The 13,829-nt window shown below is 67.0% G+C and carries 16 protein-coding genes; 10 read left to right on the top strand and 6 right to left on the bottom strand.

The features are described 5' to 3' along the window. Positions 1-102: 102 nt before the first annotated feature. The 4 genes from HL671_RS11725 to HL671_RS11710 all read left to right on the top strand — a co-directional run bounded on the left by HL671_RS11725 (position 103) and on the right by HL671_RS11710 (position 4,326). The gene (locus HL671_RS11725; RefSeq protein WP_172236478.1) at positions 103-1,110 is read left to right on the top strand and encodes a PrsW family intramembrane metalloprotease; all 1,008 of its coding nucleotides are present in this window, start codon (positions 103-105) and stop codon (positions 1,108-1,110) included. A 123-nt stretch (positions 1,111-1,233) separates the two neighbouring features. Continuing rightward, a complete protein-coding gene (locus HL671_RS11720; protein WP_012044089.1) occupies positions 1,234-1,821 on the top strand; it encodes an HdeD family acid-resistance protein in 588 nt (195 codons plus the stop codon). Between the two features lie 258 nt (positions 1,822-2,079). Then, positions 2,080-3,165 carry a 3-deoxy-7-phosphoheptulonate synthase gene (locus tag HL671_RS11715; protein ID WP_012044088.1) on the top strand — a complete coding sequence of 362 codons (1,086 nt, stop codon included), beginning with the start codon at positions 2,080-2,082 and terminating at the stop codon, positions 3,163-3,165. Positions 3,166-3,174: 9 nt separating this feature from the next. Then, positions 3,175-4,326, top strand: coding sequence for a phosphotransferase (locus HL671_RS11710; protein WP_083780678.1), 1,152 nt, complete (start codon positions 3,175-3,177; stop codon positions 4,324-4,326). A gap of 52 nt (positions 4,327-4,378) precedes the next feature. On the opposite strand, the gene HL671_RS11705 is transcribed toward HL671_RS11710, so the two are convergent. From HL671_RS11705 to epmA, 3 genes are read right to left on the bottom strand one after another with little or no spacing between them, the layout of a single operon-like run. Beyond that, a complete protein-coding gene (locus HL671_RS11705; protein WP_012044086.1) occupies positions 4,379-4,618 on the bottom strand; it encodes a hypothetical protein in 240 nt (79 codons plus the stop codon). A 36-nt stretch (positions 4,619-4,654) separates the two neighbouring features. Then, entirely contained in the window at positions 4,655-5,749 is a 1,095-nt protein-coding gene (locus tag HL671_RS11700; protein WP_012044085.1) for a lysine-2,3-aminomutase-like protein, read from the bottom strand. Beyond that, on the bottom strand, positions 5,746-6,801 hold the full coding sequence (gene epmA / locus HL671_RS11695) for an EF-P lysine aminoacylase EpmA (protein WP_012044084.1): 1,056 nt from the start codon (positions 6,799-6,801) through the stop codon (positions 5,746-5,748). The genes HL671_RS11700 and epmA overlap by 4 nt, the downstream gene beginning before the upstream one ends. Positions 6,802-6,936: 135 nt before the next feature. On the opposite strand from epmA, the gene efp reads away from it, so the two are divergent. From efp to HL671_RS11680, 3 genes are all read left to right on the top strand, one after another. Then, the gene (gene efp, locus HL671_RS11690) at positions 6,937-7,503 is read left to right on the top strand and encodes an elongation factor P (protein ID WP_012044083.1); all 567 of its coding nucleotides are present in this window, start codon (positions 6,937-6,939) and stop codon (positions 7,501-7,503) included. Positions 7,504-7,607: 104 nt separating this feature from the next. After that, complete coding sequence (locus HL671_RS11685; RefSeq protein WP_210263855.1) at positions 7,608-9,197, top strand: M23 family metallopeptidase; 1,590 nt, start codon at positions 7,608-7,610, stop codon at positions 9,195-9,197. Positions 9,198-9,267: 70 nt separating this feature from the next. Then, positions 9,268-9,531, top strand: coding sequence for a hypothetical protein (locus tag HL671_RS11680; protein WP_012044081.1), 264 nt, complete (start codon positions 9,268-9,270; stop codon positions 9,529-9,531). A 72-nt stretch (positions 9,532-9,603) separates the two neighbouring features. Here HL671_RS11680 and HL671_RS11675 read toward each other — a convergent pair whose 3' ends face one another. Then, a complete protein-coding gene (locus HL671_RS11675; RefSeq protein WP_012044080.1) occupies positions 9,604-9,786 on the bottom strand; it encodes a hypothetical protein in 183 nt (60 codons plus the stop codon). Positions 9,787-9,843: 57 nt separating this feature from the next. Continuing rightward, positions 9,844-10,314: a carboxymuconolactone decarboxylase family protein gene (locus HL671_RS11670; RefSeq protein ID WP_172236477.1), complete on the bottom strand. Its 471-nt coding sequence runs from the start codon at positions 10,312-10,314 to the stop codon at positions 9,844-9,846. A gap of 53 nt (positions 10,315-10,367) precedes the next feature. Between HL671_RS11670 and HL671_RS11665 the strand changes: the two genes are divergently transcribed. Together HL671_RS11665 and HL671_RS11660 are read left to right on the top strand one after the other, a co-directional pair. Beyond that, complete coding sequence (locus HL671_RS11665) at positions 10,368-10,922, top strand: MarR family winged helix-turn-helix transcriptional regulator (protein ID WP_172236476.1); 555 nt, start codon at positions 10,368-10,370, stop codon at positions 10,920-10,922. A 51-nt stretch (positions 10,923-10,973) separates the two neighbouring features. After that, on the top strand, positions 10,974-12,194 hold the full coding sequence (locus tag HL671_RS11660; RefSeq protein WP_172236475.1) for a lytic murein transglycosylase: 1,221 nt from the start codon (positions 10,974-10,976) through the stop codon (positions 12,192-12,194). Between the two features lie 171 nt (positions 12,195-12,365). Here HL671_RS11660 and HL671_RS11655 read toward each other — a convergent pair whose 3' ends face one another. Then, a complete protein-coding gene (locus HL671_RS11655) occupies positions 12,366-13,157 on the bottom strand; it encodes an NYN domain-containing protein (RefSeq protein WP_012044076.1) in 792 nt (263 codons plus the stop codon). 258 nt (positions 13,158-13,415) lie between these two features. On the opposite strand from HL671_RS11655, the gene HL671_RS11650 reads away from it, so the two are divergent. Continuing rightward, positions 13,416-13,814, top strand: a complete 399-nt coding sequence (locus tag HL671_RS11650) for a hypothetical protein (protein ID WP_012044075.1) — start codon at positions 13,416-13,418, stop codon at positions 13,812-13,814. Positions 13,815-13,829 lie beyond the last annotated feature (15 nt).

Below are 13,829 nucleotides of genomic sequence, written 5' to 3'. Positions count from 1 at the left end.
CCGCGCGCAGCTCACATCACCGTCCAGCTGCGCATGGGAACCGCGATTGGGTCCCCAGGCGGCATTGGATGTTCGGACAACACGGCCTATTTGCCATTTCAGATGAACCTGATTGAAGCCATTCCGACCGTCATTGGCACGGCTGCCATTGCCCCGGCGCTCCTGATCCTGTGGCTTGTGGTTGCCGCCGGCGACAATGCTGGACCGCCGCTCAAGATCTGGACCGCTTTCCTGCTGGGCGCGGCCAGCGTGCTGCTGCTCGGCATCGTCAGGGCGCCGTTTCGCGACGTTGGACTGCAGTTGGACAACCCGTGGATGGCGCAGCTGGTGCGGGCCATTTTCGGCGTGTCGATCCCCGAGGAGATTGCCAAGATCGCCGTGATCGCGGCGATGTCGTCGCGGCGCCGGCAGTTCGGCAATGCCATGGATACGGTGTTCTATGGCGCGGCGGTCGGCCTCGGCTTCGCCGCTTACGAAAACCTCGCTTATCTCGTCCAGCACGCCGAGATGTGGCGGTCCTTGGCCGTGCTGCGCAGCATCCTCACGGTGCCGTTCCATGGCGCACTCGGCATTATCGCCGGTGCGTATCTGGCGATCGCCCGCACCGGGACGGCGCTGGGCGCCCATCGCCACAACCGCGACTGGGCGCGGTGGTCGAGCTGGGTCCTGGTGCTGGCAGCGCCGGTGGCGCTGCATGCCGCGTTCGACTACCCGCTGCTGATGCTGCAACGAGGCTCGGGTCTCGACCCGACGGCGCGGCTGTGGCTCGGCGGCGTCAGCGTGCTGATCGGCTTTTCGTCGATCGCACTTGCCGTGCGGCTGGTGCGGCGGGTGGCCCGTCATCACACGCCGCGCACCGACGTCGCGCGCGCGCGGCTGAGCCAGTTGCGACGGATGTGGGCGCTGGTTCTGCTCGGCGGCGCCGCCGGCTTCATCGGGCTCGGCTTCGTCCTGACCTCGGTGCGGCACTGGCTGCTCAACCCCGACCGCAATGTCGCGGGTGTGCTCGTCCCGCTCGGACTGACCGCCATTCTGCTCGGAGCCGCGCTATTGATTGTCACAACGACGATCTACATTTTCGGCCGCAATCGGATCCGCACGACCGCCTGAGCCGGCATATCAGCCTCCCGGTTGCAACGAAATGCGCTTCGCGTGCTTGTCTGGGCGGCGGTTCCGCACCATGTCCGTGGCCGGAGCGTGCGGCATCGAGCGCGCCTGACCGGAGTTGAGACCATGACCCTGCCCCAGGACACGATCCCCCCCGAACTCGAACGCATGCGGTCGGAGATGGGAGCTGCAGTTCGCGCGCATTGGAAGGCGTTCCTCATCGAGGGCATTCTGCTCGCCGTTCTCGGCCTCCTCGCGATGATCCTGACACCGCTCGCAAGCCTCGCAGTCACCATCTTTCTGGGCTGGATGTTTCTGATCTCCGGCATCGCCGGCCTTGCGCTCACCTTCTGGGCGCGCGGGATGCCCGGCTTCTGGTGGTCGTTGCTGTCGGCCGCGCTGGCCATCATCGCTGGCTTTATTCTGGTGGCACAGCCGGTCCAGGGCACCGTGACGCTCACGGTCGTCATCGGCGTCTACTTCCTGGCCGAGGGCGTCGCGACCATCATGTACGCGCTGGAGCATCGGCGCGAATTGTCGGGACGCTGGTCGTGGCTGGCCATCTCCGGCATCGTCGACATCGCCATCGCCGGCATCATCATTTCCGGCCTGCCCGGCACCGCGTTGTGGGCGATCGGCCTCCTGGTCGGCATCAACCTGTTGTTCGGCGGCCTGTCGATGATCGGCATGGCACTCGCGGCACGCAACGGCTGAGACGCAGCGGCTGAGAACCTGCGGCTGGGACTCGGCGGTTGCGATTTTCGGGATGACAAGCCGCCGGCAGGACGCTATAGGGCTGGCATGATCACCCTCGCCACCAGCTATTATTGGTACTTTAGCTACGACAGCTCGCTGGCGGCGGGAGGATCGCGCTCAATCTGACACATTGCAGCAAGATATCCGAACAAGCCGCCAGACCTGGCGGCTTTTTTATTGCCGGCAGGTGCGCATCAAGACACGCAGGAGCCCGCCGTGCTGAGCACCACAGACGATCTTCGTATCAAGGAAATCAAGGAATTGAGCCTGCCGGTGGAGGTGATGGGTGAGATCCCGCGCACCCTCACCGCCACCCGCGTCGTGATGGCCGCGCGCAACGCGATCCACGCCATCCTGAACGGCACTGACGATCGCCTGCTGGTCATCGTCGGCCCCTGCTCCATTCACGATCCGAAGGCCGCGATCGATTATGCCGGCCGCCTCGCCGCCTTGCGCGAGCGTCTCAATGACCGGCTGGAAATCGTGATGCGGGTCTATTTCGAGAAGCCGCGCACCACGGTGGGCTGGAAGGGCCTGATCAACGACCCCGATCTCAACAATTCCTTCGACATCAACAAGGGCCTGCGGCTGGCGCGCAACGTGCTGTCCGCCGTCAACAATCTCGGCCTGCCCGCGGGATGCGAATTCCTCGACATGACAACGCCGCAATACATTGCCGACCTCGTCGCCTGGGCCGCGATCGGCGCGCGCACCACCGAGAGCCAGATCCATCGCGAGCTGGCCTCCGGCCTGTCCTGCCCGGTCGGCTTCAAGAACGGCACCGACGGCAACATCCGCATCGCCGCCGACGCGGTGAAATCAGCCGCCCATCCGCATCATTTCATGGCGGTCACCAAAGGCGGGCGCTCCGGCATCGCGGCCACCACCGGCAATGAAGACTGCCACATCATCCTGCGCGGCGGCAGCGGCCCGAACTACGACGCGGCCCATGTCGAGCAGGCTGCGAGCGAACTGGTCAAGGCCGGCCTGCCGGCGCGGCTGATGATCGACACCAGCCACGCCAATTCCAGCAAGAAGCCGGAGAACCAGCCGCTCGTCGCCGCCGATATCGCCGGCCAGCTCGCGGCCGGCGAGCAGCGCATCATGGGCGTGATGATCGAGAGCCATCTCGTCGCCGGTCGCCAGGACGTCAAGCCGGGCGTGCCGCTGACCTATGGCCAGAGCATCACCGACGGCTGTATCGGTTGGGACACGACGGTCGCGGTGCTGGAGCAACTCGCCGACGCCGTCACCACGCGGCGGACACGGCGCAACGAGTCCGTGCGCGAGCGCTCGGCGTAACGCGAACAGATGAACAAAGCGGCGCCATCCGGCGCCGCTTCCGGCGAGGTTGCCGATGCGCGCGACGGCTGCCCGGTTCGCATTCGACGCCCGACGTTCTCCTCTCGCGCTCACCACAGCCGGAGTACCCACGTGGTTGAATGCCTCGACCTGATCCCCTCATCGCGGCAGGAGATCGTACGCCACGCTCTCGCCGAAGCGTTCGGCGCTGGTCGCATGGCTGCTCGCTTCAGGCGTCTGAAAGGCGGCGTGTCGGGAGCGCTGATTTGTCGGGTCGATATCGGGGAACGGTGCTACGTCCTGCGCGTCGAGCCTGAGCGAACGGCCGTTCATCACCGTCGGCGCGGCTTTGCCTGCATGACGATTGCGGCAGCGGCAGGCGTAGCGCCCGCTGTGCATTATGCCGACCCGGTGGGTGGCGTCGCCATTATGGACTTCGTCGATCCGCGACCGCTGTCCGAGCATCCGGGGAATACAGCTGGACTGGTCCGAGAGCTCGGCGGTCTCGTCAACCGGCTGCAGTCGACGCCGACTTTCGTGCCGCTGGACCAGCCGGGCGACATCGTTGCCACGGTGCTCGCCACCTTGGACAGATCGGGCCTGCTTGCCCGCGGCCTATTGGATGGTCACAGAGAGAACCTCGCTCGCATCCGCGCTGCCATTCCCTGGACCCCATGCGGTCTGGTTTCGAGCCACAATGACCCCAACCCGCGAAACCTGATCTTCGATGGCAGGCGGCTGTGGCTGATCGACTGGGAGCTCGCAGCCTGCAACGATCCGCTGTTCGACTTAGCCATTGTGACCTTTGAATTGGCGGCGACCGAGGACCTTGCGAAGGTTCTCTGCGTCGCCGCCGGCAGGACGCCAAGCCGCAGCTTCTTGGCTCGGCTGGCCGTGACTCGTTTGCTGGCCCGGCTGTTCTACGGCGGCATTGCGCTGGAGGCGTTGGCCGCCGGCCCCGGCGCCGCGCCGGAACACACGATCGACGGTCTGACGCCCGCCGAATTCCACCGCGCCGTCCTCGAGGGACGCCTCGCCGTTGATGGGCCTGACATCGCCAGGGCATTCGGCATGATGTCGCTCGCCACCTTCATGCGAGGCGTGTCGGAGCCCGGCTTCGACGAAGTGCTCGCATGGGCTCGCGACGCCGAAGCACCATGATCCGCTCAGCCTGGCCACGGTCCACGATCGGCGCGCGGCAAGCTCGCCGTGCTCAGCAGCCGCGGCAGATGCTCTTGATTTTGCGATCGAGCTCGCGGTCTTCCTTGCTGACATTGCTCATCGAACTGTCCTCCGCGGCCTGCTCGGCCTTGGGCAGATCGCTCGGGCGCGGCTGACGGCGCTTCTTCTGCATCTGCATCGATGCATCGCTGTTTGCGCCGGTGCTCTGCGCCAACGTCGCGCCATCGGTCACGAGGATCAGGAGCCCCATCGCGATCGCAAGTCTCTTCATGTTGCTCCTCCGTGTCAGCGGAATCGGCCGGACACTTCACTCGGCCGCGGGCGGATAGAGATGCGCCTCGCCGCAATAGTCAATCACACGATAGCGGGTTTGCGTACCTGCGGCATGATCCTGCTCAACAAAATCCTCCGCAGTGAGGTATTGCGGCCCCACCGGGGCCTTGCCGTAGCCGCCGGGAATGTCGAGCACGTAATCGGGCTGGCACAGACCGGACACCCGGCCGCGCAATGCGCGAAGCAGCGACTGGCCATGCTCCAGGGTTGTGCGCAGATGCGCCGTCCCCGGCGCGAGATCACCGTGGTGGAGATAATAGGGCTTGATGCGCGTCTCGACGAAGGCGCGCATCAGAGCCTCCAGGGTGGCCACATCGTCATTGACCCCGCGCAGCAGCACGGATTGGCTGACCAGCGGAATTCCCGCGTCGATCAACCGGGCGCAGGCGCTCCGTACCGCGGCATTCAATTCGCGCGGATGATTGGCGTGCAGCGCCACCCAGGTCGCGGCGCCCTGCACCTTCAACGCATCGACCAGCGCCGCCGTGATGCGCTGGGGATCGGCAACCGGCAGGCGCGTATGGATGCGGATGATCCTGACGTGATCGATGGCGGCGAGATCGGCCATGATCTCCTTCAACCGCCGCGGCGACAGCATCAGCGGATCGCCGCCGGTCAGGATCACCTCCCAGATCTCGCCATGGGATCGGATGTAAGCGAGCGCGGCGCGATACGCCTCCTCGGACAGCGCATTGTCCTTGCCCGGCCCGACCATCTCGCGGCGGAAGCAGAAGCGGCAATACACGGCGCAGACATGCACGAGCTTGAGCAGCACGCGATCGGGATAACGGTGCACGATGCCCGGCACCGGCGCATGCGCATCGTCGCCGATCGGATCGCCGCGCTCGCCGGGATGCGCCTTCAACTCGTCCGCCGACGGCACGAATTGGCGGGCGATCGGATCGTCGGGATCGTCAGCGTCGATCAGGTCGGCGAGATGCGTCGTCACCGCGACGGCATAACGCTGCGCCACGCGCTCCAGCGTCGCCTCGTCGGACGGCGCAGCGAGGCCCTGCGCAACCAGGTCGGCAGCGCTGCGCAATGTCGTGGGCCGTTCAATTCTGTTCATCGCTCACCTGCCGGTGGCGTCCACACCACCTGATCGATTCTGGCAGCGCCCGACGCCAGCATCACCAGCCGGTCGAAGCCGAGCGCAACGCCGCTGGCTTGCGGCATCTCGGCGACCGCGGCCAGGAAATCCTCATCCAGCGGGTAGCGCTCGCCATAGCGCCGCTGCTTCTCGGTCATGTCCTGCTCGAACCGCCGGCGCTGCTCGGCTGCATCGGTCAGTTCGCCAAAGCCGTTGGCGAGCTCGACGCCGCAGGCATAGACCTCGAAGCGCTCGGCGACCTCAGGCTGCCCTGCCTTGACCCGCGCCAGCGCGGCTTCCGGGCTCGGATATTCATACAGCACCGTGAGGCGGCCCTGTCCGAGATGCGGCTCGACATGCTCGACCAGCAGCTTGCTGAACAGGTCCGACCAGGTGTCGTCGTCGCTGATCCGGATCTTGCCCGCCGCGGCCGCGGCCAGCGCCGCGCGGTCGCCCGTGCGGTTGCGGATCGTGGCCAGCAGATCGATGCCGGCGTAGCGCGCGAAGGCCGCAGCGACCGTCAGCAGCTCGGGCTCGGCGAACGGATCGGCGGTCCGGCCGCGGAACGAAAATTGTTGGATTCCGGTCGCCTGGGCGGCGTGAGCGATCAGGACGACGGCGTCGGCCATGATGGCATCATAAGGCGCCTCGGCCCGGTACCATTCCAGCATCGTGAATTCCGGCAGATGCAGGTCGCCGCGCTCGCGGTCGCGGAACACCCGGGCGAATTCGAAGATGCGGCGCTCCCCGGCGGCCAGGAGCTTCTTGCAGGCGAATTCCGGTGAGGTTCTGAGATACCTTTTCAAGCGGGTTCCGTCCGCCCCCGTGAGCTCGGTCGCCGGGGCGTGCAGATGGGTCTCGTTGCCCGGCGACACCTGCAGGATGCCGGTTTCGACCTCGGTGAACCCCTGCTCCGCGAACCAGGCCCGCACCGCGCGCATGATCGCGGCCCGCGCTTGCAGGAACGGCCGGACGTCGGCATGGCGCTGGGGCGACCACCACGGCGAGGGTTTGGGCTCCCCGGACATCATCGGATCTGTCGCCGGGGCTGTAAAAGACTGGCAAGGCCGGACAAAATCAGTATGTTGCGCCCCGAAACCGAACCCGGCGTCCGACCGCCGCCCGGCGCTGCCCGTTGCCGGGCCCCTAGATCAGGAAAAACAGCTTTGAAAGTCATCGCCAGCTCTATTCGCAAGGGTAACGTCATTGAGCAAGACGGCAAGCTCTACGTCGTCGTGACGGCCGAAAACATCCATCCCGGCAAGGGCACCCCGGTCAGCCAGATCGAAATGCGCCGAATCAGCGATGGCGTGAAGATCTCGGAGCGCTACAAGACCACCGACCAGGTCGAGAAGGTCACGATCGAGGAGCGCAACTACACTTATCTGTACGAGGATCCGGACGGCTTCCACTTCATGAACCCGGAGACCTACGACCAGGTGCTGGTGCCGAAGGACGTCGTCGGTTCGCAGGCGGCGTATCTCCAGGAGAACATGACCGTCAAGCTCTCGATGCACGACGTCGTCCCGGTGTCGATCGCGCTGCCCCAGCGCGTCACGCTCGAGGTCGTCGACACCGAGCCGGTCACCAAGGGCCAGACCGCGTCGTCGTCCTACAAGCCGGCGGTGCTGTCCAATGGCGTGCGCACCGGCGTGCCGCCGCACATCACGGTCGGCACCCGCATCGTCGTCATGACCGAAGACGGCTCGTATTGCGAGCGCGCCAAGGACTGAGGCCCGCACAGGGCATGGCTTGATCTGACGCCGGGGGGCGTGCGGGATTGGGGGCAAGCAGAGGGGCAAGACGCATCATCACGGTTGCCGTCCTGGCGGCGATCATGATGCTGGCCGCGCCGTCCGCAGGGCGCGCGGCCGACGGCTTCGCCTCGCCGGCCCGCACGGTCCATCGCACCGATTGGCGAGCCGCGTCGGACCAATTGCGCTCCGAGCTCAACGCGGCGCCCGAGGTCGCCGCCGACTTTGCCCTCAGCGCGCGCCGGCGCAGCGTCGGTCCGGATGACCCGCGCAGATGGCCTGCGCTGATCCAGCTCAACGGCGTGACCTCGGCGATCTTCACGGGGATCGGACGCAGTCCGGTCCCCGTTTTGCTGCCGTTCGATGCCACCGCCTATCTGGCGGCGCGCCGCCATGGCGCCAGCGCCGGGGCATCTCCGAAGGATGTCCAGGCCGATTTTCACACCGACCTGTTCGCCGCCGGCCCGTCCGGCTACGACGCGGTGTTCTCGCTGCCGGCGGAGACGACCGATGGCCTGCCGTCGCGGGTCTTCGCCAAACCGGTCGAGATCCAGATCACTGGCTCGGCCATCACCTACGACATCGCCGATCCGGCCGGCGGCAAGGGAGATCCGGTCAAGGCGCTGGCCGCATATTATCCTGACCTGCGCCGTTTCATCCGCGAAGGCTATGTGCGCTACGCCTTCACCCGCTTCGGCGTGCCCTATGTGGTCTCGATCCAATGCCTCGACAGTGCGCCGCGGCCGCGACGGCTGGCCTGCCGCGAGGCCTATCCGATCGCCGAGCGCTTCCTGAAGGCGCTGCGGGTGGCTGGCGGTCTGCCGGCCCGCCTCCCGCCCGCCATGACGCCGATGGCCGCCGAGCGGCCCGAGACCTTCTCGGCCGACTTCACCTACCGTCCGTCGGGCGACATCGTCGCCAATAGCGGCGCGCGCGGCCAGACCGGCCGGGCCGACCGCACCGCCTATGCGCAGATCCGCTTCCCGCTGGATGCGCCGGCCTATGTGCACTCGCAATCGTTCGGCCGCCGTCGCGCCAGCGACAAGCTCGAGCAGCCCTGGAGCCAGTATCCCTGGCGCGACAATTTCTGCGAGGCGCGCGATTTCAATGTCGGCCAATGCGCCAGCGGCCTCGGCCATCAGGGCCAGGACATCCGGCCCGGCGCCTGTCCCGCGCGGCGCGACGGCCCCGATGGCTGCGATCCGTGGCAGCAGCGCGTGCTCGCGGTGCGCGACGGCGTGGTGATCCGATCGGCCAAGCAGCAGGCGGTGACCGTGCAGGTCAACAGCGGCACCGAGCATATCCGCTTCCGCTACATGCACATGAACCCGATGGCGATGGACAAAGACGGCCTGCTCAACGGCCGGCCGTTGCGCGAAGGCGAACCGATCGGCGTGGTCTCGAACTATCTCGACCATCCCAACGGCACCACGCGCCATTTGCATTTCGACGTGCAATTGTTCACGCGCGACGGCTGGATCTGGGTCAATCCCTATACGACGCTGGTCGCCGCCTATGAGCGCCTGATCGGCGGCCGTGGCCGCGAGATCGGCCCGGAGACGACGCCACCGGCGCTGTCGTCAGCCGTCACGCCGGCGCCGGCGATGACCGGTGCGCTTCCGCCCGCCGCCGGCCCACAGGCCGATGCCGCCGCAGGGCGTGATCGGAACTGATCGCGCCGCGGCCCGGCTTGCCGGAACCGACCTCCCCGCCCGCGGGTTAGTGGTCGAAGGAGGATCGCGGATGGTGACAGACACGCCTCATCGCAGGACTGGGCTGGCGCTGGTGTCAGCGGCGATCGCGCTCCTCTGCGTCGGCGCGCTGACGATGCTGGTGCGCGACCGCTGGCATCCGCCGGAGATCAAATCCGCCGAGCAGGCGCGCCAATCGGCCACCGGACAGGTCGCGCGTGCTGCCGGCGCGCGCGTGATGCCGACCGACCCGAGGCTGGCCGTGGAGCCCAAGCCCGAAGGGCCCAAGCGCGCGCAGCCGGCGAATCCGTTCTGAGCTACGGCCGGCGGCCGCCGCATCGCCATGGCCGGACTTGATCCGGCCGTTCACGACTGCAAGCGGCCGATCTCACGCCGACCATTTGTCCTCTTCCCGGCGATGCTCCTCGGCATTGAGACGCTCGGCGATCTCGTGGGCCATCGCTTCGGTGTCGGTGCGCGCGATCGGCTTGCCGTCCTGGCGGCAGACGCGGCCCTTTTCCGCCTCGAGCGGGAAATCGTCCGGCTTGAGCGCCTCGTTCGGCTCGGTCATGTGCGCCTCCTCGTTTGAAGACACAACTCGCGCGGCTTGGCCGCGGTTCCCTGCAGCTCAGGTCATGGCGCGCGCCGGCCGCTCCGCCGGCGTCCAGCGGAAGGCGACGCCGTAGCGATTCCAGAGATTGATGACACCGATGGCCGAGGTCAGAAACACCAACTCCGTCTCGGAGAATTCGGCGCGCGCCAACCCATAGACCTCGTCGCTGACGCCGCCATCCAGCTTGGTCAATGCCTCGGTGAAGGCGAGCGCCGCGCGCTCCCGGGGCGAAAATTGCGGCGCTTCGCGCCAGGCGACGACGAGGTTGATCTTGTCGGCGGACACGCCGAGCTTCTCGGCCAGCAGCACGTGATGCTGCACGCAGAACGCACAGCCGTTGATCTGCGACGCCCGGATCTTGACCAGTTCGAGCAGTTGCTTGTCGAGACCGGCCTTGGCCGCCTGCTGGCTCACCGCGAGGATGGCATCGTAGAGCTCCGGCGCCTGGTTCCTGAAACTCGTGCAATCGCTGCGCGCGTGTGACATTTGACGTCTCTTATGTTATCAGCCTTCTGATAATTTATCAGAGCTCTGATACCATGCGCAAGGCAAGCTCTCGATCGACGAAGCGAAGGCCGCCGGGCCGTCCGTCCACGCTGCAGTCGCGCCCGCCTCGTGCGCGAACAGCGTCGGCCGGCCAAGCCCTGCCGTCGCCCGGTGAAGGCAAGCGCGGCGAGGACGGCCATCTCGCTTATCTGCTGCGCCAGGCCCAGGCTGCGGCGCGGCTATCGCTCGAGCGCGCGCTGGCTTCCACCGGCCTGACCCATCCGCAATTCGTGGTGCTGACCATGCTGAAGGCCTATCCCGGCCTGTCCGGCGCTGACTGCGCGCGCATGGCCCTGCTGACGCCGCAGACCGTCAACGTGATCATCGGCAATCTCGAGCGCGACGGCGCCATTCGCAGGGCTTCGCATCCGGTCCATGGCCGGATGCTGCAATGGACCCTGACCGCGCGCGGCCTCGCGCTGCTGGCCAAGGCGCGGCGCCGGGCGACCGCGCTGGAGCAGCGGCTGGCCGCCGGCCTGGGAAAACGCGATGTCGCGACCATCCGCCGCTGGCTGGCGCGCATCGCCGCCGAGTTCCACCCGGATTGAGCGCCACGCGGGGTCTGCCGTCCGTCCGCAGCAGCCGCTAGAATGCGGGCCATGACCCAGCCCGATTCCCCGACCCGCCGCACCCTGCTCCGTTCCGGCCTTGGTGCCGCCGCGCTGCTCGTTCCTGCCCTGCCTGCAGCCGCCGCGCCGGCCGAATTCGACGCCTGGCGCGACGGCTTCCGCGGCCGCGCGCTTGCCAAGGGCATCTCGCAGGCGACCTGGACGCGCGTGATGGCACGGCTCGAGCCGGACATGACCGTGTTCAAGGAGATGCGCAATCAGCCCGAGTTCAAGGAGCAGCTCTGGCAATACATCAACCGCCGCGTCTCCCACTGGCGCGTCATCAACGGCAAGGCGGCGCTAGCGAAGAACGAGGCGCTGTTCGCGCGCATCGAGAAGGATTTCGGCGTCGAGCGCGGCACCTTGCTGGCGCTGTGGGGCGTCGAGTCCGCGTTCGGCGATCCGCTGGTGCAGCAGAACCACATGCGGCCGGTGTTTCCCGCGCTCGCCGCGCTCGCCTGGAACGAGCCGCGCCGCAAGGCCTATTGGGAGACCGAGCTCACCAACGCGCTGAAAATCGTCGACCGCGGCTGGAGCACGCCGGAGGAGATGCGCGGCTCCTGGGCCGGCGCGATGGGCCACACACAATGGATGCCCGAGGTCTGGCTGAACGTCGGCTTCGACTATGACGGCGACGGCAAGATCTCGCCGTTCGGCCGTCCCGACGACGCGCTCGGTTCGACCGCGCGCTATCTCGTCAATCGCGGCAAATATCATCGCGGCGAGCACTGGGGCTACGAGGTGCGGGCACCCGGCAACATGTCGGGCAGCAGGACCTATGCGGCATGGCAGGCCGCCGGCGTCACCCGCGCCGACGGCCAGCCCTTCCCGCAGCCGAACGCGACCGCGCAGCTGTGGATCCCCGTCGAGGGCGGCCCCGCCTTCCTGCTCGGACCGAACTTCTACTCGGTGAAGTCCTACAATCCGGCGATGAGCTACGCGCTCGCGATTTGCCATCTCGGCGACCGCATCCTGGGGGCGCCGCCCTTCCTGCAGCCCTTCCCCGGCTCCGAGCGCGCGCTGACCTTGGCCGAGGTCCAGGAGATGCAGAAGCGCCTGACGGCGGCCGGCTTCGACACCGGCGGCACCGACGGCCGCGTCGGCAACGACACCATGAAGGCGATCCGCGACTTCCAGGCCAAGGCCGGCCTCACACCCGCCGACGGCTATGGCGGGCTGAAGGTGCTGGCGAAGCTGCGACAGGGCGGTTGAGCAGCCGATCAAGTCGCCTTGTTGGGCAGGCTTTGGGCGATCACATGTCCTCTCGCGTCATTGCGAGCGACGCGAGGCAATCCAGGCTGCACGAAGACTTGGGATCGCTTTGCTTCGCTCGCCGCGCCGGAGAGCCGGGTTGCCCGTCACACGCAGCGCTGCGCCGGAATATCACGGCTTGGCCGCCTCGCGGTGGCCCCTCGGCGCTCTCGCCCTGGGTTGCGGCGCGGTCGCCGCCTTGACGCGGATGCGCACCGAGCCACCGCCCTTCGACTGCTCCTCGATCTCGAAGCCTCCGGTCTTGCGGACGAGATCGCTCAGCTTGCGGCAGCCATAGGTACGCGGGTCGAAGTCGGACACCAGGTTGGAGAGCTGCTTGCCGACCTCGCCGAGCGCGACCCAGCCGTCCTCGCTCTCCATCTGCGTGATGACCTTCTTGATCATCGGCGTCGCCGCGCTGACCGGCAGCAGCGACTTCGGCACTGCCGCGCTGTCCGCGTCCTTGCTGCTCGCAGCGTCGCTGCGCAAGTTCTCCGTGTAGATGAACCGGCGGCAGGCCTGCCGGAAGCTCTCCGGCGTCTTCTGCTCGCCGAAGCCGAACACGTCGATGCCCTGTTCGCGGATGCGCGCGGCCAGCCGCGTGAAGTCGCTGTCCGACGACACCAGGCAGAAGCCGTCGAACCGCCCGCTATGCAGCAGGTCCATCGCGTCGATCACCAGCGTGATGTCGGAGGCATTCTTGCCGGTCGTATAGGCGAACTGCTGCTGCGGCACGATCGCATGTCGCGCCAGCGTATCGGCCCACGGCTTCGAGCGCGGGCTGGAGAAGTCGCCATAGATCCGGCGCACGCTGGCTTCGCCGATCTTGGCGATCTCCTCGAACAGCCCGTCGACGATCTTGGCCGAGGCATTGTCGGCGTCGATGAGCACGGCCAGACGCGGCGAGCGGGGTTCGGATGCCATTGCATGTCCTTGGAGATGACCTGATCAGATTCTCTTATACGCCGGGCCGCCGGCCGCCGTCCGGCTAATTTCATGCGATCGCGGATGATCGGCGCGCCGCCTGGCCAGTCGGGACGCAGGCAGCTGAGCGGCCAAACGGCTCACCATTTGTATACGAATAAATTGCCGGGTTCTCACCGGTTTCGGACGGCTGTTTTCACCTTCCTTTAATTTGCGATGCACAACGATGCCGCAGTCGATCGATGGGGGGCCACGCCCATGATAAAGGAAGGTACCTATTCCGCCTGGTTCAAGACCCCCAGGGGCCAGGGGACCGGGATCGTGCAATTGGCCGCGGGCAACGTCCGCGGCGGCGATGGCGTGCTGAGCTATAGCGGGAGCTACGAGGCCCGCGGCGATCGCTTCACAGCCATCATCAGAACGAAGCGGCACGCCCCAGGACAGCCATCGCTGTTCGGTCCCGACGAACTGACACTCAGCCTGGAAGGCTGCTGCCGCACAATTCCCTTCACCTGCTCCGGCCGCGCGGAGGAAGCGCCCGACGTGCCCTTCGAGGCGTTCCTGCTGTACTCCGCGCCGGACGATGCGCCTCCGCCCGCTCCCCGGCCAGCCCCCAAATTCAATCTCGAGCAGTTGCCGAAGCCGTTCTGGCGCTGAGCCCGGCCCCCATGC

The sequence above is a fragment of the Bradyrhizobium denitrificans genome (assembly GCF_013179005.1).
Taxonomy (GTDB): Bacteria; Pseudomonadota; Alphaproteobacteria; order Rhizobiales; family Xanthobacteraceae; genus Bradyrhizobium; species Bradyrhizobium denitrificans.
Note: the sequence above shows the minus strand (reverse complement) of the source record. Positions and strands in the feature narration are given on the sequence as shown.

Coding starts and splice junctions, on each gene's coding strand:
- epmA (WP_012044084.1), bottom strand. CDS start 6,801: ATGATGTCCGGGGAGCCCAAACCCTCGCCGTGGTGGTCGCCCCAGCGC.
- HL671_RS11660 (WP_172236475.1), top strand. CDS start 10,974: ATGACCCAGCCCGATTCCCCGACCCGCCGCACCCTGCTCCGTTCCGGC.
- HL671_RS11680 (WP_012044081.1), top strand. CDS start 9,268: ATGGTGACAGACACGCCTCATCGCAGGACTGGGCTGGCGCTGGTGTCA.
- HL671_RS11665 (WP_172236476.1), top strand. CDS start 10,368: ATGCGCAAGGCAAGCTCTCGATCGACGAAGCGAAGGCCGCCGGGCCGT.
- HL671_RS11685 (WP_210263855.1), top strand. CDS start 7,608: ATGATGCTGGCCGCGCCGTCCGCAGGGCGCGCGGCCGACGGCTTCGCC.
- HL671_RS11670 (WP_172236477.1), bottom strand. CDS start 10,314: ATGTCACACGCGCGCAGCGATTGCACGAGTTTCAGGAACCAGGCGCCG.
- HL671_RS11650 (WP_012044075.1), top strand. CDS start 13,416: ATGATAAAGGAAGGTACCTATTCCGCCTGGTTCAAGACCCCCAGGGGC.
- HL671_RS11710 (WP_083780678.1), top strand. CDS start 3,175: ATGAACAAAGCGGCGCCATCCGGCGCCGCTTCCGGCGAGGTTGCCGAT.
- HL671_RS11655 (WP_012044076.1), bottom strand. CDS start 13,157: ATGGCATCCGAACCCCGCTCGCCGCGTCTGGCCGTGCTCATCGACGCC.
- HL671_RS11725 (WP_172236478.1), top strand. CDS start 103: ATGAACCTGATTGAAGCCATTCCGACCGTCATTGGCACGGCTGCCATT.
- HL671_RS11705 (WP_012044086.1), bottom strand. CDS start 4,618: ATGAAGAGACTTGCGATCGCGATGGGGCTCCTGATCCTCGTGACCGAT.
- HL671_RS11675 (WP_012044080.1), bottom strand. CDS start 9,786: ATGACCGAGCCGAACGAGGCGCTCAAGCCGGACGATTTCCCGCTCGAG.
- HL671_RS11700 (WP_012044085.1), bottom strand. CDS start 5,749: ATGAACAGAATTGAACGGCCCACGACATTGCGCAGCGCTGCCGACCTG.
- HL671_RS11720 (WP_012044089.1), top strand. CDS start 1,234: ATGACCCTGCCCCAGGACACGATCCCCCCCGAACTCGAACGCATGCGG.